This window comes from Streptomyces sp. NPDC102259 (assembly GCF_044766465.1).
Classification (GTDB): domain Bacteria; phylum Actinomycetota; class Actinomycetes; order Streptomycetales; family Streptomycetaceae; genus Streptomyces.
Genome location: NZ_JBIWMA010000030.1, coordinates 19,639 through 38,819, shown reverse-complemented (window position 1 = coordinate 38,819; position 19,181 = coordinate 19,639). Strand labels below are relative to the sequence as shown.

Annotated in this window: 17 protein-coding genes and 2 pseudogenes; 10 read left to right on the top strand and 9 right to left on the bottom strand. The window is 69.8% G+C overall.

The window, feature by feature from the left end; all coding sequences use genetic code 11:
• Positions 1-48: 48 nt before the first annotated feature.
• The 7 genes and pseudogenes from ACIRPU_RS39360 (at position 49) to ACIRPU_RS39330 (ending at position 10,030) form a co-directional block, all read left to right on the top strand.
• Positions 49-999 (top strand): carbohydrate ABC transporter permease, encoded by a 951-nt coding sequence (locus ACIRPU_RS39360; RefSeq protein WP_403670294.1) that lies wholly within the window; start codon positions 49-51, stop codon positions 997-999.
• Positions 1,000-1,121: 122 nt separating this feature from the next.
• Positions 1,122-1,940 carry a carbohydrate ABC transporter permease gene (locus ACIRPU_RS39355; protein WP_403876610.1) on the top strand — a complete coding sequence of 273 codons (819 nt, stop codon included), beginning with the start codon at positions 1,122-1,124 and terminating at the stop codon, positions 1,938-1,940.
• A gap of 9 nt (positions 1,941-1,949) precedes the next feature.
• Positions 1,950-5,360, top strand: a complete 3,411-nt coding sequence (locus ACIRPU_RS39350; protein WP_403876474.1) for a Tat pathway signal sequence domain protein — start codon at positions 1,950-1,952, stop codon at positions 5,358-5,360.
• A 56-nt stretch (positions 5,361-5,416) separates the two neighbouring features.
• Positions 5,417-6,646: an alginate lyase family protein gene (locus ACIRPU_RS39345; protein ID WP_403876471.1), complete on the top strand. Its 1,230-nt coding sequence runs from the start codon at positions 5,417-5,419 to the stop codon at positions 6,644-6,646.
• Positions 6,647-6,657: 11 nt separating this feature from the next.
• Positions 6,658-8,253, top strand: a complete 1,596-nt coding sequence (locus tag ACIRPU_RS39340; protein ID WP_403876469.1) for a glycoside hydrolase family 43 protein — start codon at positions 6,658-6,660, stop codon at positions 8,251-8,253.
• Entirely contained in the window at positions 8,250-9,053 is an 804-nt protein-coding gene (locus ACIRPU_RS39335; RefSeq protein WP_403876466.1) for an alpha/beta fold hydrolase, read from the top strand. Before ACIRPU_RS39340 ends, ACIRPU_RS39335 begins: the two co-directional genes overlap by 4 nt.
• A gap of 402 nt (positions 9,054-9,455) precedes the next feature.
• A pseudogene (locus tag ACIRPU_RS39330) lies at positions 9,456-10,030 on the top strand (HNH endonuclease family protein).
• Positions 10,031-10,141: 111 nt separating this feature from the next.
• On the opposite strand, the gene ACIRPU_RS39325 reads toward ACIRPU_RS39330, so the two are convergent.
• The 5 genes from ACIRPU_RS39325 to ACIRPU_RS39305 all read right to left on the bottom strand — a co-directional run bounded on the left by ACIRPU_RS39325 (position 10,142) and on the right by ACIRPU_RS39305 (position 12,346).
• Positions 10,142-10,621: a lamin tail domain-containing protein gene (locus tag ACIRPU_RS39325; RefSeq protein ID WP_403876462.1), complete on the bottom strand. Its 480-nt coding sequence runs from the start codon at positions 10,619-10,621 to the stop codon at positions 10,142-10,144.
• 377 nt (positions 10,622-10,998) lie between these two features.
• Positions 10,999-11,205: a DUF6417 family protein gene (locus tag ACIRPU_RS39320; RefSeq protein WP_403876459.1), complete on the bottom strand. Its 207-nt coding sequence runs from the start codon at positions 11,203-11,205 to the stop codon at positions 10,999-11,001.
• Positions 11,206-11,306: 101 nt separating this feature from the next.
• Positions 11,307-11,657 carry a hypothetical protein gene (locus ACIRPU_RS39315; RefSeq protein WP_403876456.1) on the bottom strand — a complete coding sequence of 117 codons (351 nt, stop codon included), beginning with the start codon at positions 11,655-11,657 and terminating at the stop codon, positions 11,307-11,309.
• Positions 11,658-11,792: 135 nt separating this feature from the next.
• On the bottom strand, positions 11,793-12,053 hold the full coding sequence (locus ACIRPU_RS39310; RefSeq protein ID WP_403876453.1) for a hypothetical protein: 261 nt from the start codon (positions 12,051-12,053) through the stop codon (positions 11,793-11,795).
• On the bottom strand, positions 12,050-12,346 hold the full coding sequence (locus ACIRPU_RS39305; RefSeq protein WP_403876451.1) for a DUF6247 family protein: 297 nt from the start codon (positions 12,344-12,346) through the stop codon (positions 12,050-12,052). Before ACIRPU_RS39305 ends, ACIRPU_RS39310 begins: the two co-directional genes overlap by 4 nt.
• A 442-nt stretch (positions 12,347-12,788) precedes the next feature.
• Here ACIRPU_RS39305 and ACIRPU_RS39300 point away from each other — a divergent pair, with 442 nt between their 5' ends.
• Positions 12,789-13,388, top strand: coding sequence for a hypothetical protein (locus ACIRPU_RS39300; protein WP_403876448.1), 600 nt, complete (start codon positions 12,789-12,791; stop codon positions 13,386-13,388).
• Positions 13,389-13,446: 58 nt separating this feature from the next.
• Positions 13,447-14,166 (top strand): hypothetical protein, encoded by a 720-nt coding sequence (locus tag ACIRPU_RS39295; protein ID WP_403876445.1) that lies wholly within the window; start codon positions 13,447-13,449, stop codon positions 14,164-14,166.
• A gap of 51 nt (positions 14,167-14,217) precedes the next feature.
• On the opposite strand, the gene ACIRPU_RS39290 is transcribed toward ACIRPU_RS39295, so the two are convergent.
• Positions 14,218-15,207, bottom strand: a complete 990-nt coding sequence (locus ACIRPU_RS39290) for an aldo/keto reductase (RefSeq protein WP_403876442.1) — start codon at positions 15,205-15,207, stop codon at positions 14,218-14,220.
• 53 nt (positions 15,208-15,260) lie between these two features.
• Positions 15,261-15,848, bottom strand: coding sequence for a flavodoxin family protein (locus ACIRPU_RS39285; protein WP_403876439.1), 588 nt, complete (start codon positions 15,846-15,848; stop codon positions 15,261-15,263).
• Positions 15,849-16,088: 240 nt separating this feature from the next.
• Between ACIRPU_RS39285 and ACIRPU_RS39280 the strand changes: the two genes are divergently transcribed.
• Positions 16,089-16,817, top strand: coding sequence for a TetR/AcrR family transcriptional regulator (locus ACIRPU_RS39280; RefSeq protein ID WP_403876436.1), 729 nt, complete (start codon positions 16,089-16,091; stop codon positions 16,815-16,817).
• A 219-nt stretch (positions 16,818-17,036) separates the two neighbouring features.
• Here ACIRPU_RS39280 and tpg read toward each other — a convergent pair whose 3' ends face one another.
• Complete coding sequence (tpg, locus tag ACIRPU_RS39275; RefSeq protein WP_403876433.1) at positions 17,037-17,597, bottom strand: telomere-protecting terminal protein Tpg; 561 nt, start codon at positions 17,595-17,597, stop codon at positions 17,037-17,039.
• 4 nt (positions 17,598-17,601) lie between these two features.
• A pseudogene (tap, locus tag ACIRPU_RS39270) lies at positions 17,602-19,021 on the bottom strand (telomere-associated protein Tap); the annotation flags it as partial.
• Positions 19,022-19,181 lie beyond the last annotated feature (160 nt).

Genomic DNA, 19,181 nt, shown 5'->3' with positions numbered 1-19,181 from the left:
CGTTCGCCTCGCTCGGAGACAGCCGACGCACATCACTTGGAGACATCCGTGTCCACCCTGACGCGACCGCCGGTCGCGACCGACTCCCCGGTCCGGCGGCCCTCCCCCCGCCGGACCGGGAGGCGGGGAGCCTACAAGGGCCTGCTGTTCGCGCTGCCCTTCCTGGCCGGCTTCCTCGTCACCTACGTCCTGCCGATCGCCTACGCCTTCAGTGAGAGCCTGCACGAAAAGAAGGGCACCGGCCTGGGCTTCGGCCCGACGCGGGTGGTCTTCACCGGCTTCGCCAACTTCACGTCGGTCCTGACCGACGGCGCCTTCTGGGCCAGCATGCTGCGCACGCTGCTCTTCGGGACGGCGCAGATCACGGTGATGCTGGGGATCTCGCTGCTGCTGGCCCTGGTGCTGGACGGCGTCGCCGCGCGGGCGGTCCGTTTCTTCCGGGCCGGACTGCTCATCCCGTACGTCATCCCCACGGTGGTCTCCTCCCTGATGTGGCTGTTTCTCTACAGCCCCACGGGCAGCCCGATCCTCGACCTCGCGGACCGCGTCGGCATGGACATCCACTTCTTCGGCGGCCTCAACACCTATCTCTCGCTGGGCAATCTGCTCACCTGGCAGGGCATCGGCTTCAACATGATCCTGATCTCCGCCTCGTTGCAGGCGCTGCCGCGGGAGCTGTACGAGGCGGCCCGGCTCGACGGGGCCCGCGAGTGGCGCATCGCCTGGTCCATCAAGGTCCCGAACATCACCGGGATCCTCGTGCTGACGGGCATGTTCTCGCTCATCGGCCGGCTCCAGCTGTTCACGGAGCCGCTGTTGCTGCGGCAGATCGCACCGGAGTCGATCAACACCGACTTCACTCCGATGATGGAGATCTACGACAAGGCCTTCAAGACCGGCAACTACCAGTACGCGGCGGCCGAGTCGCTGGTCCTGGCCGTGGCCACCGGCATCCTCGCCTTCGTCTTCTACCACGTCACGAACAGGAAGATGTCATGAGCAGCGCCACCCAGGCCGACCGCGCCCCCGAGGCCGTCCGTACCCCAAAGGCCGCTGCCGCTCGCAAGTCCCCGCGTGCCGTCCACGCGTCCGGGGGTGGAGTGCGCCCCACCCGCCGCGCGATGGTCCTCACCACCGGCCTGCTGGTCGTCTTCCTGCTCTACTCCCTGGCCCCCACCTGGTTCCTGTTGGTCTCGTCGACCAAGAACCAGACCGATCTGTACTCCACCTTCGGCCTGTGGTTCTCCTCCAACCACCTGGCGGACAATCTCCAGGACATCGCGAGCTATCACGACGGCGTCTTCCTGCGCTGGATCGGGAACTCCGTCCTCTACTCCACCCTCGGAGCCGCGGGCGCCACCCTCATCTCGCTCGCCGCCGGCTACGGCCTGTCCAAGTTCGAGTACCGGGGCCGGGGCGCCCTGTTCGCCCTCGTCGTCGGCGCCTCACTGCTGCCCAGCACCCTGCTGGCCTTCCCGCTCTACCTGGTGTTCGCCAAGGTGGGGCTCACCAACACCATCTGGTCGGTGCTGATCCCCTACTTCATCAACCCGTTCGGGGTCTACCTCGGCAAGGTCTACGCCGACAGTTCGGTACCGACGGAGCTGATGGAGGCGGCCCGCATCGACGGCGCCAGTGAGCTGCGCATCTTCGCCTCCATCGCCCTGCAGCTGATGCAGACCGGCGGCATCACGATCTTCATGCTCGACTTCGTCAACATCTGGAACAACTTCTTCCTCCCCCTGTTCATGCTCAACGGCGAGCGCACCTTCCCCGTGACCCTGGGACTCTTCTCCTGGCTCCAGCAGGCGCAGACCGCTCGCGACATGAACACGCTCGTCCTGACCGGTTCCCTGCTGTCGATCATTCCGCTGGCGATCTTCATGTTCGCGCTCCAGAAGTACTGGCGCAGCGGAATCCTCATGGGCAGCCTCAAATAAGGATCAGCCGTGCCCAACACTCCCAGACGCCGTGAAGTGCTCAAGTACGCCGGAACGACCGGTGCCGCCACGGGCGGCCTCGGCTGGCTGACCTCTCAGCCGGCGGTGGCCGCACCCGCCGCTGTGGCCGACTCCCCCGTACCGTCCGGCTCGTTCGGTCAGTCCGCCGCCAGACCCCTGGACATCGTGGTCTTCGGCAACGCGCACTCCGAGACCTCCCACCACCTGACCGCCACGCATTCCGACACCGTCACCGGCGGCCTCGGCCAGAGCGCCCGCGTCCTCAACCCCTCCGACCCGGCCTCATACTGGGGCGGCACGCTCACCTTCGAGGTCGCGGTCAGTCCGGTCGGCACCACGTATGTGACGGTCCGGCTCTGGGGCGACGAGCACGATCCGACCGCCACCGAGGCGGGCTTCGGCTCCCACAACTGGCGGCTGCAACTGTTCTGCGAGGGCCTGCAGGTCGGCTACCAGGACGAGGGCGCGGTCGACAGCCTCGACATCCTGGACACCGCGCCGCGCAGCCCGGGCCGGTTCTTCTTCCACACCCTGCCGCTGCCGGAGAAGCTGACCAAGGGCAAGCGGAAGGTGAGCCTGGAGATCCGCTCGATGGGCCGCATCTGGTCCTACGGCCAGAACCAGGCGCAGCTGTACTACAACCAGACCACGGCCTCGCGCGGCATCTACCGCCTCTACACCCACACCGAGCCATACTTCGTGCCGCCCAAGGGCGAGGTCCAGGGGCCGGCCCCGGTGCCCGTGGCGCGCACCACGGGCACGGAGGTGCTGGACGCCGTCAAGGCGCGGGTCCAGAAGGAACAGACCGCTCTCCTCACCACCGCCACGCCCGCCACCATGGACGGCTGGGCGATGCAGTCGCTGGCCGAGGGCTACCTGTGGTCCGGCAGCCCCGCCTACCAGCAGGACGCCGCCGTGGAGCGGGTGTTGCAGGCCATCGACGGCCGCTATATGGCCTGGCAGTCGGACGCGACCGTGCTCACCGGATCCGACCAGCAGTGGCAGGGCTTCGGCCGGGTCGGCCTGTGTCTGGCGCTGCTCTGGGACCGTCTCGGCGACAAGCTGGACTCCAAGGTGACCGGCTCCCCCTACGAGATAGCCAACGCCGGCTTCGAGGACGGCGGCGCCACCCCCACCTCCTGGGTTCGGCCCGGCTGGGCCTCCGGTGGCGGCGGTACCTGGGCCCGCGACACCAGCGTCTCGCGTTCCGGTTCCGCCTCTCTGAAGCTCACCGCCACCACCGGCGGCGGCTACAGCTATGTCAACTCCGCGCCCAGGACCAAGGTCGGCCCGGGCACGTACACCTACGGCGCCTGGATCAAGACCGACGGCGTCACCGGTGAAGGCGCCCACATCGACCCGCTGTTCTACGACGCGAGCGGCAACCTGGTCGGCAGCGACCACAAGAAGTACGCGAGCACGGGCACCCACGACTGGGAGTACGTCTCCCTCGACCTGGCGACCCCCGACGGCGCCACCCAGGTGGAGCTCCACCTGCGACTGACCGGCCCCGGTTCGACCTGGTTCGACTCCGTCACCCTGGTCAATCCGACCGAGCTGCGCAATCCCGGCTTCGAGGCCGGCGGCGCCACTCCCGACCACTGGGCCAGGCCCGGCTGGGCGTCCGGCGGCACGTGGGCCCGCGACACGACCGTCTCGCACACCGGCTCGGCTTCTCTCAAGCTCACTGCGACCGGCGACAGCGACTACAGCTACGTCTACGCCGCCCCCACGGTCCAGGTCGGCCCGGGCACGTACACCTACGGCGCCTGGATCAAGACCGACGGCGTCACCGGCGCAGGCGCCCACATCGACCCGCTGTTCTACGACGCGAGCGGCAACCTGGTCGGCAGCGACCACAAGAAGTACGCGAGCACGGGCACCCACGACTGGGAGTACGTCTCCCTCGACCTGGCGACCCCCGACGGCGCCACCCATGTGGAGCTCCACCTGCGACTGACCGGCCCCGGTTCGACCTGGTTCGACGGAGTCGAGGTCCTCGCGCCGGCCGGCATCGCCGCCGTCGAGCAGCCGGTGCGCCGCGCGGCGTACACGAAGATGCTCAAGGCCAGCCGCGAGTACTGGCGCCGGCACTTCCCGCACTACTCCAACCAGACCCAGATCTGCGCCATCGGCATCTACCAGGCCAACCGCGGCCTGAGGCTGCTGGATCCGGACCTCGCCCTGCCGGAGGCCAAGGCCCGCGACTACCTGTACCAGTCCATCGGCATGGTGCCCTACCTCGGCCCCGAGGACGCGGACGGCAACCCGGCCAAGCCGCTCGGCGCCAACTACTACCAGGTCACCAGGGCAGGCCTGACCCGGGAGCTGGGCTACGTCGGCAGTTACGGCGAGGTCACCGACTGGCTGGTCATGATGTACGAGTCGGTGACCCGGGGCCACGGTGGCCAGGATGCCCCGGAGCTGCGCGAGCAGATGATCAAGATGGTCAAGGCGCGGGGCCGGTTCCGTGTCGTCGACGTGGACGGTGACAACGCGCGGGTCTCCCGCACCGAGACGGTCATCGGCTGGCGCAACGAGGTCTACCCCGGTGCGATCGCGTACGCCTCCCGTACCGCGTGGGATTCCAACCCCCTGATGTCGGCCGCCGTCTTCAAGGATCCCGACCTCGTCGGCTGGACCCAGGAAATGGTGGACGACGGCCAGCTCTGGCCGCAGCTCCAGCTGATTGCGACCTACGACTGGACCCGCGTCGGCCTCAACGCACTGCGCCTGGTGTCCCGCGACTGGAACGACTACCAGGCCCTCGCCGCCCGCCCGGGCCGGCTGCCCACCGGCTGGAACAGCCCCGACTTCGTCTTCACCGACGAGGACAACGGCGCGGTCGCCGTCAAGCACGGCAAGGAGCTGTTCTTCGCCTCGCTCTACTGGCGGGCCCGCCAGGGCGTCAACGACTACGCCCGCATCCACCATGTCACCCCCGTCGACCAGCGCTCGGCGACGATCCGCCAGCACACCGCCGGCACCACCGACGACACCTTCACGGCCCGCGACTGGATCCTGTGGGACTACGCCATCAACGACCCGGGCGCCTCGGCCATCCCGCCCGGCGGATTCCCCCCGCCCGGCGACACCCTCCACCAGTCCCAGAAGGGCGACGTCTACCACCTCGCCCCCGTCCCCGCCGACGTCCCCGACCCCACCCTCGGCGTCCACTTCGACGGCGTCGAGACCATGCTCGTCGGCAAGGCCCCCTTCTACTACTGCGAGTACGGCGACTACCTCATCGCCATGAACACCAGCACCGACAAGGTCTTCACCCTGCCCGCCCGCCAGGACTTCGGCCCCGCCCGCGACCTGGCCACCGGCAAGACCGTCGGCGCGGGCGTCCGGCCGAAGATCGGCCCGCGCAGCACCCTCGTCCTGCACCGCATCTGACCCCTCCCCCTCCCGTTCCCTTCCCCGCACTCAGCGTCGAGTCGACAAGGAAGCCCATGCGCGATCCGTACCGCTCCCCTGCCCCGCTCACCTCCGAACTCCCCTCCCCCGCCGACCCGTACGGCCCCTCCCCCGCCCCCAGCCGCCGCCGCTTCCTCAAGCTCACCGCGGTCGGCGCCGGTGCGGCCGGCATAGCGGGCGCCGCTGGACTGGCGGGCGCGACCAGCGCGGAGGCTGTCACCTCGGGCCTGACCTCACTGACCCATCCCGGCGTCCTGCACAGCCTCGCCGACCTGAACCGCATGCGCGCCAAAGTCGCCGCAGGCGCCTCGCCCTGGATCGACGGCTACCACGTCTTCGCGGCCGACTTCTTCTCCTCGGCCTCGTACGTGGTCGCGGGCGGCCGGGCCACCGTCACCCGGGGCACCAGCCCCGAGAGCGGCAACGCGGAGCTGTGGTACGACTGCAACGCCGCCTACCAGAACGCCGTCATGTGGTACATCACCGGCGACACCGCACACGCCTCCAAGGCGCTGGAGATCATCAAGTCCTGGACCAGCACGCTCCAGACCATCAACGGCGCCGACGCCGAACTCGCCGCCGGGATCTACGGCGCCAAACTGGCCGCCGCCGTCGAGATCATGCACTACACCGGCCCCGCGGGCAGCTGGTCACAGTCCGAACTCGACGCCACCGTCGCGATGTTCCAGAACATCTTCGTGCCGCTCATCAACATCTACGGCGACGGCGGTTACGGCCTGATGGGCCTCAAGGGCATGATGCAGATCGCCGTGGCCTGCAACAACCTCACCCAGTTCAACGACGCGTACAACGCCTTCTACACCAACAGCTGCTGCTCCCTGACCAAGCTGGTCAAGTCCGGCACCGGCCAGGCTTGCGAGTCCGGCCGCGACCAGGCACACACCCAGCTGATCCTGGGCTCGCTCGCGGAGATCTGCCAGACCGGCTGGATCCAGGGCCTCGACATGTACGGCGCGTCCAGCTCGCTGCTGCTGTCGGGCTTCGAGTACACGGCGAAGTACAACCTCGGCAACACCGTCGCGTACGACGCCACGTTCGGGCGGTGCAACTGGCACTGGTCGAGCATCTCCACGGACGGGCGCGGCACGTTCCGGCCCATCTACGAAATGGCCTACAACCACTACGTGAAACGGGCCGGGAAGTCGGCCCCGTACACCGCCCAGGTGGCGGGCAATCTGCGGCCGGAGGGCGCGCCGTTCCAGTGCGACCATCCTGGCTTCGGCACCCTGCTGTTCTCCCTCTGATCGGACGTCACGTGATCCACAACCCCGTCCTGCGCGGCTTCGAGCCGGACCCCGTGATCGTGCGGGCCGGTGACGGCCTGGACCACTACATCGCCACCTCGACCTTCGAGTGGTACCCGGGAGTGCGTCTGCACCACTCCCGGGACCTGGTCAGCTGGCGGGCGCTGGGCGGGGTTCTGGACAGCCGCCGGCTGCTCGACCTGGCCGGGGTCCCCGACTCCGGCGGGATCTGGGCGCCGGGGCTGTCCTACGCGCACGGACTGTTCCACCTGGTCTTCACGGTGGTGGACACGTACGCCGAGGGATGGAAGGACCTGCCGAACTATGTCACCACGGCGCCCTCCGTCGAGGGCCCGTGGTCCGCCCCGGTGCCGCTGCACGGCCGGGGTTTCGACGTCTCGCTCTTCCACGACCACGACGGGCGCAGCTGGCTGCTGAACATGCGCTTCGACTGGCGCCCGGAGCACGACATGTTCGCCGGGATCGAGCTGCAGGAGTACGACCGCACGTCGCACAAGCTCCTCGGACGGCCCCGGACGATCACGGTGGGCACGGCCGCCGGGGACGCCGAGGGCCCGCACCTGTACCGCCGGGACGGCTGGTACTACCTCGTGCACGCCGAGGGCGGCACGGGTTACGAGCACGGGGCGGCCGTCGCCCGCTCCCGCGACCTGTTCGGGCCGTACGAGCCGGACCCGGCCGGGCCGTTGCTCACCTCCCGGCACGACCCGAAGCTGGAACTGCAGAAGGCCGGCCACTGCTCGCTCGTCGAGACCGCGTCCGGACAGTGGTATGCCGCCCACATCACCGCCCGCCCCTACACCGAGCGGGGCCGCTGCGTACTCGGCCGGGAGACCGCGCTCCAGCCGGTGACCTGGACCGAGGACGGCTGGCCGCGCATCGCGGACGCCATCCCCGCCGTCACCGTCCCGGCGCCCGACCTGCCGCCCGCACCGTTCCCGATGCCGGACGCGACCGACCAATTCGACGCGCCCGTCCTCGGCCCTGACTGGTCCACGCTGCGCCGCCCGGCCGGCGAGGACTGGCTCAGCCTCACCGAACACCCCGGCTTCCTGCGGATCCGGGGCGGCCAGTCACCGGCCGGCCGCCGCTCCCCCAGCCTGGTCGCCCGCCGGGTCACCTCCGCCCGCTGCTCGTTCGAGACCCGGGTGTCCTTCGGCCCGCGCACACCGGACCACCTGGCGGGCATCACCGCGTACTACAACACCCGCAACTGGCACTATCTGTACGTCACTTCAGCCGACGACGGCAGCCCAGTCCTAAAAGTCCTCAGCTGCGAACAGGGTGCCCTCACCGCCCGCCCCGTCCACGTACCCCTGGCCCCCGGCGCACCCGTCGCACTGCGGGCCGAACTCGACGGCCCCGTACTGCGCTTCTCATACGACTCCGGAGACGGGACCAAGGCCCTCCCGCTCGAACTCGACGCCACGGTGCTCTCGGACGAGGCGGCTGATGAGTTCCACGACGGCCAGTTGCGGGTTCTCGGCTTCACCGGCGCGATGCTCGGCCTGTGGGTACAGGACCTCGACACAGCAGGCGTGCACGCCGACTTCGGCTACGCCACGTACGAGACGGTGACCGGATGACCACCGCGGTCGAGCTCTTCCACACCGTCCTCGGCCCGGACACCGCCGACGCCCACGGCCCCAACACCCTGCTGTTGGTGCATGGTTGGGGCGGCGACGGCCGCGAGTGGTCACGGCACGCCGAGAGCCTGGCCACCGGCGGGCACCGCGTGATCGTCCCCGATCTGCGCGGCCACGGCCGCTCGCCCGTCCCGGACGAGGACAACACCCCGGCGGCGATGGCCTACGACCTGACGGCACTGATCGCCCGCCTGGGGGCCGGTCCCGTCGTCGCGGTCGGCCACTCCATGGGCGGCCAGGTGGTGAACCTGCTCGCCGTCCACCGCCCGGACCTCGTACGCTCCGTCGTCGCCCTCGACCCCGCGCACGGAGCCCACGGCGCCGAACTCGACGAGATCCCGCGCCGCCTGACCGCCTACCGCGAGAACGGCGCCCGCGCCGCGGTTCCGCTGGTGACCGGCGCCTTCTCCCCCACCGCCCCACCCGGTCTGCGCACCGCACACATCCGTACCATGCTCGGCACCCCGGGCCATGTCATCGCCCAGGCCTATGCCGGCATGTACACCGATCCCGGTGCGGTGGGCATCCGCCCGAGCAGTGAGGCGTACCTTCGGCGCCGTATCTGCCCTGCCCTGACCGTGTGGACCTCCGCCGAGGCCGCCGACTGGGAGCGAAGTACCCTGCGGGGGCCCGAATCCCGTGTCGACCACTGGGCCGCGACCGGCCACTATCTGCACGAGGAGCACCCCGGCCGCACCACCCGACTCATCGAGCAATGGGCTGCCTGCAGGACAGCGTGAGCGTCAGGCCCCCTCGGTCACAGTCATCCAGCGCCACTGCGTGAACGGCTCCCGGTTGGCGCTGGAGCCGAGCCCATGCGGGAGGCATTTCCCGACGCCCCCCTTCCGCCGAAGGGCGCTTCGCGGCGTCCTTCGCGGACACGTCGTTGAGGTGCGCATCGAGGGTGCATTCTGCCGCTCCGGGCGCCGCGTCACCGACGCCGACGTACGTGATGCGCCCTGAGCCCATGGAGCCGTACCCGGGGGCGCCGCAGCGCTTACGGCGCCGGAGCGGGCTGCAAGGGGGCATTGCCGACTGGGCCGTAGGCGCGCCGCAGGAGGGCGCGGGACAGCGCTGGGCGAGGTCCTCGAGCAGCCTGCGGTAGGCGTTGTGCTTTCGGCTCGGCACGACGTGGGGACCTCATGATCCGCGCGGGAAGGGGGCGCCCGGTTTGGATCGGCGAGGCGCCGGAGAGCCGGGACGGCTACAGCCGGGAGAAGTTCAAGCACTGGAACAAAGGCCTCGACCCCGCCGACGGCTGCGACACCCGCCGCGAGGTGATCCTGTCCGAGGCGAAACTCGCCCCCGAAATCGGAGCGCGGTGCGCGCTGTCGGGTGGGCGCTGGTTCTCGGAGTACGACCAGGTATGGGTGACATCGGCATCTGCGCTCGACGTCGATCACATGGTGCCCCTCGCCGAAGCGTGGGATTCCGGCGCCTCCGCCTGGACCCCGGCCCGGCGCGAGGCCTACGCCAACGACCAAGGCGCACCGACGTCGCTGATCGCGGTCTCGGGCAGCTCCAACCGCTCCAAGAGCGACAAGGACCCCGCCGACTGGCTCCCCACCGACGCCTACCGGTGTGAGTACGCCGGCGCCTTGACGGCGACCAACTGCGCTGGCAGCTGCCCGCCGACCCGGCCGAACACGAGGCCCTGACCCGTCTCGCGGAAGCCTGCCCCGATACCACCGTCACCTACGAACAGGTCCCGTTCTAGAGCAGCTTTGGGCACGCGAAAACGGTGCGCCGCCCGGGAAGGGCGGCGCACCGGCGGAGGCGTCACAGACGGCGGCGGTCCGCCTGAGGCTCCCGCGTTCGCAGTGTCAGGTCAGTGGCGGCCGCCGCGGCGGTGGCCCCAGGACTCGTCGTCGACGAACCGGCCATGGTCGTTGCGCAGGGTCGCGGTGTCGCGGTCGTTGTTCCACACGTAGGCGCGGCGGTCCTGGTAGAGGTCGGTGCGGGTGTCGCGGCCCTCACCGGTGTGGATGCGGACCGTGGCGCGGCCGGCCAGGCGGTAGTGGTCGAAGGCGTACGTGTGGCCGGACTCGTCGGTCAGGGTCCAGCCGTCCAGGTTGACCGCGTTGCGGGTGGTGTTGGTCAGCTCCACCCACTCGCTGTTCAGCGACCGGTTGGAGCGGGTGTCACGCCCCGGGGAGTCGTACTGCACCTTCGAGATCTCCACCACCGGGCGGCTGGGTCGGGCGTGGTCGGCTGCGGTCGCCGGCAGCGCCGCCACCGAGACCAGAGCGCCAGCGGCGAGGGCTGCGGCGGCCAGACGGCGGGCGGTGACAGAAGCGGAAGCGGACAAGGAAGTCCCCCAGATGGTGGGCACCCCTTCCATCGGGGACGTTGGCGGCCGCCGTGGAAGTCGGTGCGGTGTGCGGGTGGCGGCCGGGCCGGCCGCGCACCCACACTCTGTCCGTCTCACGCGGGAGTTGGGATGGAAACATGGACTGCGTTACTCGTTGCCCATGTTTCTGTGACTCTCAGATGCATCGTCCATTTATGCCAGTGTCGTCATGTTGACGGCTGAAGGGATCTCACAGCCCTTCCAGCAGCTGATTTTCCCCGGAGATCGCCAGCCTGGCCCGGGGCGGGCCGCCACCCGAAAGTGAGTAACAGCGTGCGCCCTCACGGCAGCCGGGCATGGGGGCAGAATCTGTGCCGCCCACGGCCAGCACCACGTCAGCTCTTCGACGGGATGCGCGCGCCGATCTCGCGCGCCAGGCGGTCCGCGTCCTGCGCGGCCGCCCCGCCTTCCTCAGCGGCTGTGCGCAGCACTTGGACCAGCTCGTACGCCTCGTCCAACGTCAGCAGGCGCAACCGCTCGGTGTCGTGCTCCACGGGCGCGAAGTCGATCTCATCGAGGTCAAGGGGCTCGTAGCCGTCCATGATCAGGGCAGCGTCACAGACCGTCGGCAGGACACGGCAGGACAACCCCTGCGACCCCGGCCTGCAGTAGCCCGCCAATTCCCGGGCGGCGTACTCGGCCTCTATTGGTAGGCCTGGTTCAGCGCCCAGATCGCCCAGACGATCACGGCCAGCGACAGCACAACGGCCGTCGTGCCGAGTGCGACTCCTACCCGCGCCCGGGAGGGAGTCGCCTCCTCCTGGCCCCGCGCCCTGCGCAGCGCGATGAGGCCGGAGACGACCGCACCGATCCCCGCGGGCACGATGAAGTACACGGGAAAGAAGCGGACCTCGTTCGGGACCCAGGCAGGCAGAAACGGGCACATCATCATCGCGACGGCGGCAGCGCCCAGCACAAACGATGTCGTGCCCCGCGGCTGCTGCCGCACCGTCAGCTGTTCGCTCGACCCGGCTGTCTGCTCAACGGAACTCATGGCCGGATGCTAGGCAGCGGGTCCCGTGCTCCGCTTGGGCGCGAGTACCTAGATCGTCCTGAGTAGCCCGCAATCGATGATGCTCGGCCCGCCCACAGCATCGCCGGGTTCGGTCGGGGGCGTACTCACGGGCGGCTACCCGATCCAGACGACATCCAGGACGGACAGGCACCGGGTCAGCCGGTTGATCACGTAGACGACGGACAGCTGTCCGATGGAGGCGGCGCGGACGTCCTCGCCTTCCGGGTCCCCGGCGTTCCACTGGGGCCAGCCCCACGGGGAACGTACGGCGATGTCGAGGATGTCGCGGACCATCTCCTTGGCGGGTGCGGGGAGCTCGGTGAGCACCTTTGCCGCCTGCGGGGACAGGCGCACCGTCCACGGCTGACCGTTCACCGGCGGGTGCCGAGGACGTCGTCCAGCTCCACGAACCCGGACTCGTCCCGGCCGGAGTCCATGTAGGCGTCGACGGCCGGGGCGGCGGCGACACGTAGCTGCCAGGTCCGCACGACGTCGTGCAGCGGGGTGAGGCTGTAGCTGTGGCGGGAGTCCTCCAGGGCCTTCGCCCAGTCCCGCTCGAAGGCCGGCACCCACGTGTCGGCGCGGCGGTCGGCGCGCAGCTGCGCGAGCAGCTGTGCGGCGGCGGCCGGGGCTGGCGGTCGGGGGGCTTGTTCGGGCTGTGCGCTCATCGGCACCTCCTGGCAGGTCCTCCCGTCACGGTACGCGCGACGAGAAACCGTGGGAGCGGGGATGGGCAGATCTGAGCCGAAGCTCAGGAGTTGTCACCAGCGGGACCGGCTGAGCTGGCGAATGGGGACGGTCGAGGCAGCCTGGTTGTCATATATGAGGCATCCGACTTGTCACAGACGTTCATTCAGCAGTCTTTCTGTCACCAGACACGAAGATCGGGAGCCTGAGGTTCTCCACGGCGCTTCCATGGGCCCGTGGCCGCTACACACGCTGGGTCGGGAAGGGTGGTCGAAGCCGGTGACACCGCGTCTGTCTGGTCGCATCGGTGCAGCTGGGAGGGCCTTTTCGTGCCGACGGACGTCGACGCGGGCAGGTCCGGCCTGGATCTGGGCGAGGGCTGGACGAAGCGGTGGACGGTCTCGTGGCGGGCAGGCGGGGACGATGCGTCGTGCTCGGTGCACGACCTCGTGCCTGCAGTTCCTGACCAGCACCGGCCGTCACCACGGCGCGGGGAGGCTGGAGGAGAGCCGGGTGCTGCTGGCCCTGAACTTCGCCGGCGACGTGGTCGACGTCGTCTCTCAGCCGCTGAAGATCTCCTTCGAGACCTGCGGGAAGCGTCGCTCCCACACCCCCGACTACCTCGCGGTGACCCGCCGCGGCGTCTGGCTGATCGACGTACGCCCCGAGCCCCTGATCAAGGAGTCGGACCGGGAGTCGTTCACGGCGGCCGCCGAGGTCGCCGTTGCCTGCGGCTGGGGCTACGCGGTGGCCGCCCGCTGGCGCGAGCACGCTTTCGCAGGGCTGGACGCAATGGCGTCGCGGCGCTGGCTGAGGTCCGATCCGCTGGGTCTTCGGCCGGTGCTGCTCTCCGAGGCCGGCGGTGGGCGGAGGTTCGGTGAGCTCGCGGCGGCGACGGGCTGCGAGGCGGTCGCCCGGGCCCAGCTGCTGCACCTGCTGTGGTCCCGGAAGCTGGGCGTCGACCTGGCCGGCCCGCTTCAGGACCGCTCGCTCGTGATGCCCGCCGGGGAGGCAAGGCGGTGACCGCGGCGGCGGTGCTGGACCTTTCCCCAGGCGCCGGGTTGGTGCTGGACGGGATGGAGTGGACGGTCGAGCGCGCGAACCGCACCTGGGCCGGGTGCAGTTGGTGAAGGACGACGGCACCCGCGAGCGAGTGACCTTCCGGTTCCTCGCCAACCATCCGCAGTGCCGGCCGTCGTCGCGGACGTCGGCGGTGGGGGCCGACCAGGGACGCCAGCGCAAGGCGTCCGAGGACCTGAACGCGGGCCGACTGGAGCTGACCGAGCTGCGGATGGCCCACCTGCTGGAAGTGGCGACCGGGTTCCGCTACGGCGACCCGTTCCATCCGGGCCCGGGTGAACCGAGAGCCGAGTACGACTCGGCGACGACAACGCTCACCAAGCGCCGGCACGCGAAGGTGGCGGAGCTCGCGGCCCTGGACCCTGCGCACGCGAAGCTGCTCGGGCTGAGCTCGGTCGGCTACCGCGCGCTGATCCGCTGGGAGAACGCCCGCCGGCGGTTCGGGCTGGTCGGCTGCGCGGACGACCGCTGGCTGCGTCGAAGCGGCGGTACGCCCACGGCCTCACAGGAGGTGCGGGAGGCCGTCTTCGCGGTCCGCGAGGAGACGAAGCGGATGGCGAAGGTGTCGATGCGGACGAAGGACCGCATGATCCGCCACCGAGAGGTAGGACGCCCGTCCCCGGAGAGCTGGCGATGCGTGAGAACACAGTGCCGCCTGGTTGAGCTGATCGCCCCGCCACGCTGCTTGCGGATCATGATCTGTAACCTGCGGCCGGGCTGAGACACAGTGATCCGCTTCGGCGGTCTGTCCGCACTCGGAAGGAACCACATCTCAGGTCCAGGTGGGCACGTGTCCCCCGGCGTAGCGGGCGCCGAAGCCGCCCTGGGGCAGGATTTCGTCGATGGCCTTGAGGTCGGTGTCGGTGAGGGTGAGGTCGGCGGCGGCGGTGTTTTCCTCGATGCGCTTTGGGCTGCGGGTGCCGGGGATGGGCACGATGTGCTCGCCCCGGGTCAGGAGCCAGGCCAGGGTGAGCTGGGAGACGGTGGCGCCCCTGGCCGCCGCGAGTTCGGCGAGCCGGTCGACGGCTTCGACGTTCTTCTCAAAGTTGCCCGGCTGCCAGCGCGGGTCGACGGTGCGTATGTCGGTGGCTTCGTACTGGTCGGCGGGCTTGGCGGTGCCGGTGATGAAGCCGCGGCCGAGGGGGGAGTAGGCGACGAAGCCGATGCCGAGTTCGTCCAGGGTGGGGAAGAGTTGCTCGGTGTCCCGTTCGAACAGGGAGTACTCGGTCTGCAGGACGGAGACCGGCTGCACGGCGTGCGCCTTGCGGATCGTCTCGGGTCCGGCCTCGCTGAGGCCGAAGTACTTCACCTTGCCCGCGTCGATCAGTTCCTTGACGGTGCCCGCGACCTCCTCGATGGGCACTTCGGGGTCGACGCGGTGCTGGTAGAAGACGTCGATGTGATCCACGCCGAGGTAGCGCAGGCTGTTGTCGGCGACCTTGCGGATGTTGTCGGGCCGGCTGTTGAGAGGGCCGCCGATCTGCTCCGGGGGCACGGACATGTCGACCCCGAACTTGCTGGCTAGGACCACGTCGTCGCGGAAGTCCTTGACTGCCTTGCCGACCAGGATCTCGTTGGATCCGGTGCCCCAGCCGTACATCTCGGCGGTGTCGAAGAAGGTGACGCCCAGGTCGTGGGCGCGGCGGAGGGCGGCGACGCCGGCCTCCTCGTCGGTGGGTCCATAAGCCATGGTCAGGCCCATCGCGCCGTAGCCGATCGCCGAGACCTCAAGGCCTTGGCTTCCCAGTGTCCGGTGCTGCATGAAGCACTCCTCTGAAAGAAATGTGGAAGGTAGATTTCTGGCGACCCGTTGTGTCAGTGCGCTGCGGCGGCCAGTCCGGCGCGGTGGATGCGGGTGTGCTCGGCGACGCGCCGGCCGAGGTGGCGGGCGGTGTTCAGGTCCGCGTCGTGGACCGCGGGGGTGTCGTTGAAGCTCTGGGTGCCGGCACCGAGGTAGAAGCCGAGGCGGTTGTCGTCCTGGGGGCTGGAGGTGGTGGTGTTCCAGCCCGGCAGAAGGTTCAGGCTCACCCAGAGCATTCCGTGTTGGGCCGCCAGGAGCGAGAGGTACTGCAGGGTGTGCAGCTTGTCGCCGCTCATGGAGCCGGAGTTGGTGAATCCCGCCGCGAGCTTGTCGCTCCAGGCGCGGGTCATCCACCGCTTGCTGCTGGCCTCGGCGAAGGCGTGGAACGCCCCGGACGCGGTGCCCATGTAGGTGGGGGTGCCGAAGATGATGGCGTCCGCGGCGTCCATCAGTTCCCAGTCAGCGTCGCTGAGGGAGGCGACGTCCACGGGTTGGACCTGTGTCCCGGCGATGGAGCACGCGCCGTCCGCGACGGCTGTGGCGATCTGCGCGGTGTGGCCGTAGCCGGAATGCGACGCGATGACGATCGAGATGTCGGACATGGGTGTTCCTCTCCTGCCGCGATGGCGGCGTGTTCGGTGGTGGTCCGGCGGACGACGCGTTGCCCGGTGTGGCAGTCGGCCGCACGGCTCCACGAGTGAGGGCCGACGGCACCGGCCGGGGCGCGGCGCATGCCCAGATGTCGCGGGCTAAGGCCGACCACATCAGCAATGGATCATTGTTCCGGCTAAAACAGTAGCACCGATAGGGCGACGATACGCAAAATGCGATATCGTTGTTCCATGAACGAGGGACGACGCGCCGCGCGGCGCCAGGTGCTGCAGGTAGCCGCCAAGCTTTTGGAAGAGGGCGGCAGTGAGGCGGTCTCCACGCGCGCTGTCGCCGCCGCCGCGGGCATCACGGCCCCCGCGCTGTACCGGATGTTCGACGACAAGGACGGCCTCCTGGCCGAACTGGCCGCCTACGGGTTCGAGATGTACCTGGCCGAGAAACGCGAAGCGCTGGCGCTGACCCCCGACGACCCGGTGGCCGACCTTTACCGCGGCTGGGACCTGCACGTCGACTTCGGAGTGCGGCACCCCGCGTTCTACATGCTCATGTACGGCACAGTGCAGCCCGGGCGGCGGCCCCCGGCCGCGGACGAGGCGCACGCCCTGCTGGTCACACTGCTGGGCCGGGCGGCCGAGGCCGGGCGCCTTCGGGTTCCGGTGAAGCAGGCGACCCGCATCATCCACGCCGCGACAACGGGCGCCACGCTGGCGCTGATCGGCGAAGAGCCCTCTGAGCGGGACCTGACCACTTCCGCACGGCTGCGGGACACCGTCATCGCCTCCCTCACCACGGACCCGCCCGCCTCATCCGGGTCGGACCTGGCCTCGCGCGCACTCGCCCTCGACGCCGCACTGGAAACCGCGCTCACCACCAAACCCGCGGCTGCCGACGCGGGGTTGACTCTGCGAGACACCGAGACGGCGCTGCTCCGCGAATGGCTTCAGCAGCTGGCAGGCTGAACCGGGCCGCCTGCTCGACAGGCGGTGGGCGTTCAGTCACGGAGGTCAGCTGCAAGGCCCTCCAGCAGTTGGCTGCCCTTCGCCACGAGCCAGATCATCCAGCCGTACGCACCTCACGGCCTACGTCGCCATAAGGGCTTGCAGTCCGGCCGGTGACAACAAGCCTGCCTATGTGACAACTATCGCGCTTCGGCTCAAGATCGCTTTCCGTCGGCGTCATCAGTAGTCGAGGTCGAGGTAGTCGATGTCGTTGATCTCGACGTCGCTGAGGCTACTGGCGCGCACTCCGCCGTCCTGGAAGTAGATGTCCTTGAACCCTTCGGCGATGATCGCGCGCATCTCCTGGTCGCCGGCGCCCTGATCGCGGGCTTCGAAGAGGCGCTGGGCGTAGGCCGGGGGGAGGTGGACGGTGAGGCGGCGGAAGCGGCCGTCGTCGGTGGTGCCGACGGGTGCGGTGTAGCCGAAGCGGGCCCTCGTCTCCACCGTGACGCCCGTGGCGGTGGCGGCCTGCCGACGGCGGCGCTTGCGGACCCGGGGCTGCCAGCGCTGCCGCACCGCCTCGTCGTCCTTCGCCGCGACCTCGGGCGGCGGGTTCTTACGGGCACCGCGCCGGTAGCGGTTGACGGAGTCGGCGGTGACACCGATCTCCGCCGCCACGGCCTTCGCACTGCCCAACTGGCGGATCAGGAAGCCGATCCGGCCCTTCAGCGTCCTGGGCGGCTGCTGGGTGAACGCTTCGCGGTCGGCGCGCTCGATGGCGTCCCCGATCTCTCCCGCCACGGCGCTACTCCCCTTCGTCCCGGACGGCGTCGCCGCCCTTGATGTGACGGGCCGGGTTGAGGCCCTGCTCCATCAGGTCGACCGCCCACAGCATCGTCTGGACGCCCTCCAGCTTCGCCAGACCCGGCGTGGGCCCGAGGCGGAACCCGCCGGGCTGCGGCTTGCCCGAGGCCGCATACGGCAGGAAGTCCAGCGGGCTCTCCCCCGGCGACGGGTAGGCGACGCAGTCGGACAGCACCGCGAGCGGGAACAGGCCCGTCATCCTGGCCATGTTGGACAGCTTGCGGTGCATGTTCACCCGCGCCTTGCTGATGACCGCGGCCCGGATGTCGGGGCGCCAGGTAGGCCGCTCCAGCGCCGGCCACCGCTCCCCCTGCTTGTAGGCCTTGCCCTGCGGGCGCTCGCGCAGCTTGCCCACCCCGCCCTTCACCGTCGCCTTGATGGCGGCCAGCACGGCGGCCATCGCCGGGTCGGCCTGCTTGTGCCCGCGCCATCGCCGCGAGGAACTGATGGTCGTCCAGGTCTTTGGTGACGCCGAGGTCGGCGAGGGTGTCGACGTAGGCGGTCTTGAGCCGGTCGTGCCACGGGTCCAGGTACGCGCCGCTCTCGCGCCGCAGGTACGCCTCGATGGGGTGGACGTTGTAGCCGAGTTCCTGGGCGTAGGCGACGGTGTGCGTCTGGTACCAGGCCGGCCCCGCCGGCCGGGAGCCGTCCGGGGTGAACGGGCTGGGCAGGCGCGGGTCCAGTTCGATGTGGGAGAGGTCGACCAGCCAGGAGCCGGGGATCTTCGGATTGAAGGCGGGAGCGTGGAAGTGGTCGGGAGCGGACAGGCCGACGACCAGGCGGGCCGCGGCCGCGAGGAACGCGGTGTTGAGGTCCAGGCCGACCGCATACGGCAGCGTGCACTCCTCATCGCTCAGCAGGTCGACGTCGCGCACCCACTGGTAGGCCTCCTCGTTGAGGAAGCCGCCACTCCAGCCGGAGTTGACGACGACCGGGTGTTCGGCGGTGGCCTCCGGCGGCGCCGGGTCCATCGGCTCCGTCCCGAGGCTGCCGGGGTTGTGGCCGGAGACCCAGTTCCCGGTCGCACGGTCCTGTACAGCCCGGGTCGGCGGGCGCAGCGCCGTCATCAGCTCGAGCCCGGAGACGGCGGTGGAGCCGCGCGGGGTGATGACCCGGGTCGCGTAGACGCCGAGGACGCGGGCGATGTCGGCCGGCTCCATGTCCGCCACGCCGGGCCAGGACCGCTCATCGAGGGCGTCCCAGGACAGGATCGCGAGCTGCACGCACTGCCGCTCGCGGCCCTGGGCCTTGCGGTAGATCCGTGCCCAGGGGCCGAACCCGCGCTGGGTGAGCTGCCACTTCGCCTTGGCCACCTGCTTGATGATGGGATGGTCGGCGGGAAGGCGCAGGGAGCGGCGCTGCGCTGGGTGGTGCATGTGAGCCTCGCGACTTGCCTTGCAGGGGCCATCTACACCTGGGTGGGGCTGGCCTGACAGGAGTACCGGGGATTTGGGCGAGGGCAGTCAGCATCGGCCATAGGGCACAAGAAGAATTCCCCCTTACGTGCCGACCACCGCGATG

What these genes read in the sequence shown, in the direction of transcription:
- ACIRPU_RS39355 (WP_403876610.1), top strand. Translation starts at nt 1,122, where the DNA reads ATGGTCCTCACCACCGGCCTGCTGGTCGTCTTCCTGCTCTACTCCCTG.
- ACIRPU_RS39345 (WP_403876471.1), top strand. Translation starts at nt 5,417, where the DNA reads ATGCGCGATCCGTACCGCTCCCCTGCCCCGCTCACCTCCGAACTCCCC.
- ACIRPU_RS39335 (WP_403876466.1), top strand. Translation starts at nt 8,250, where the DNA reads ATGACCACCGCGGTCGAGCTCTTCCACACCGTCCTCGGCCCGGACACC.
- ACIRPU_RS39320 (WP_403876459.1), bottom strand. Translation starts at nt 11,205, where the DNA reads ATGGACGGCTACGAGCCCCTTGACCTCGATGAGATCGACTTCGCGCCC.
- ACIRPU_RS39315 (WP_403876456.1), bottom strand. Translation starts at nt 11,657, where the DNA reads ATGAGTTCCGTTGAGCAGACAGCCGGGTCGAGCGAACAGCTGACGGTG.
- ACIRPU_RS39305 (WP_403876451.1), bottom strand. Translation starts at nt 12,346, where the DNA reads ATGAGCGCACAGCCCGAACAAGCCCCCCGACCGCCAGCCCCGGCCGCC.
- ACIRPU_RS39300 (WP_403876448.1), top strand. Translation starts at nt 12,789, where the DNA reads ATGCGTCGTGCTCGGTGCACGACCTCGTGCCTGCAGTTCCTGACCAGC.
- ACIRPU_RS39290 (WP_403876442.1), bottom strand. Translation starts at nt 15,207, where the DNA reads ATGCAGCACCGGACACTGGGAAGCCAAGGCCTTGAGGTCTCGGCGATC.
- ACIRPU_RS39285 (WP_403876439.1), bottom strand. Translation starts at nt 15,848, where the DNA reads ATGTCCGACATCTCGATCGTCATCGCGTCGCATTCCGGCTACGGCCAC.
- ACIRPU_RS39280 (WP_403876436.1), top strand. Translation starts at nt 16,089, where the DNA reads ATGAACGAGGGACGACGCGCCGCGCGGCGCCAGGTGCTGCAGGTAGCC.